The sequence below is a fragment of the Streptomyces sp. SID5785 genome (genome assembly GCF_009870065.1).
Lineage (GTDB): Bacteria > Actinomycetota > Actinomycetes > Streptomycetales > Streptomycetaceae > Streptomyces.
The window spans coordinates 1-1429 of record NZ_WWIA01000798.1 but is presented as its reverse complement, the minus strand read 5'-3'; the positions used below and the strand labels follow the sequence as shown (position 1 = coordinate 1429).

General features: G+C 75.6%; 2 pseudogenes. Both read right to left on the bottom strand.

The annotated features are described in order from the left end of the window. Positions 1-440, bottom strand: a pseudogene (locus GTW43_RS26105) (isocitrate lyase/phosphoenolpyruvate mutase family protein); the annotation flags it as partial. Positions 441-505: 65 nt separating this feature from the next. Further along, a pseudogene (locus GTW43_RS26100) lies at positions 506-1429 on the bottom strand (esterase); the annotation flags it as partial.

Here is a 1429-nt window from a genome sequence, read left to right as displayed (position 1 = left end):
CGCGCGACCAGGCGGGTCACGGCGGCGTCGGCGTCCGCGAGGTCGTCGGTCCCGCCGAAGTACGCCGCCGCCACGTGGGGCACGTCCCGTGCGACCGCCTCCGGCGACGGCATCCCCCAGGCCTCGGCGAGTGCGCGGACGACCCGCACCCGTGTCTCGCCCTCGGCGCCCGCCGCGGCGCACCGGCGCAGGCGGTCGGGGGCGAGCCGGGCGAGTTCCCCCTCCACGAGGGCCCGGCGGCGCCGGTGCGGCTCACCCGAGCTGAACCGGGCCACCGTGGCGCGCAGCCATGCCACGCTCGCCCCGCGCGGGCCGTTCTCGGTCGGCGCGGGGCCGTCCGGGACGAGCGCCGGGTCGGCGAGCGCGGCCCGGACGTCCGCGAGCCGGTGCACGGTGTGCGTCGTGTGCGTCGCATTCGTCGTGTGCGTCGTGTGCGTCATGACGTCGACGCTAGGGCCGCGACCGTTCGGCGCCGGCCGAACGGTCCGCCGCGCAGGCCGCTCGCTCAGCAGCCCGGGTCGGCGAGCACGAAGTAGTCCGGGGAGGTCTCCTTCAGGGTGTGGGTGATCGCCACGTTGTAGAGGCCCATGCTCTGGTCGCTGCCGTTGGCGTAGACCTGGCCGCCGCTCTGGTGGGCGCGTCCGGCCGCGACCTGGTCGTAGTTGTTCGCCGTGTAGCAGCGGGGCGCCGCGCCGGTGGTCGTGGCGTCGACGGAGGCGGAGGCGGCGCCCGCGGCACCGGCGGAGTCGAGCGCCCTCACGGTGTACCGGTAGGTGCTGCCCGCGGACAGGCCGGAGTCGGAGAAGGTGGTGCCGGTCGCGGAGCCCGCCTTGGCGCCGTCGCGGTACACGTCGTACGTGGCGGCGCCGCTCACCGCGCTCCATGACAGGGAGGCGGTGGTGTCGGTGGTACCGGTGACGGTGACGCCGGCCGGTGCGGGGAGGCTGCCGCTGCCGCCGTCGGCGCCGTCCAGGCCCCAGAACACGGCGGTGTGGTAGGCCGAGCAGATGGTGTTCAGGTAGTAGGTGCCGGTGCTGCCGCACTGGTCGGCGCCCGATCCGGGGCTGACCGCGAGGCCGTGGGCCATGCCCGCGACGGAGAACAGGGCGACGGCGGGGCTGCCCGCGCTGTCGTCGTAGAGGGTCTCGGTGGTGCCGCCCGACAGGTTCCGGGTCTCGGACGGGGTCTGGCCGATGCCCCAGACGTCCGTCCACTGGTCGCGCAGCTCCGTGCCGTTGACCGGGGCCACGGTCGTGTCGGACGTGCCCTGCCAGATCGCGACGCGCGGCCACGGCCCGGTGTGGCCGGGGTGGCCGCCGCGCACCTTGTCGCCCCACTGCTCCGGCGTGAGGTGCTGGTCGTTGTACTGGCAGCCGGACGCGGCGGTGATGCTCGTGGCGCACTGTGCGGGCGGGCCGGAGTTGACGGC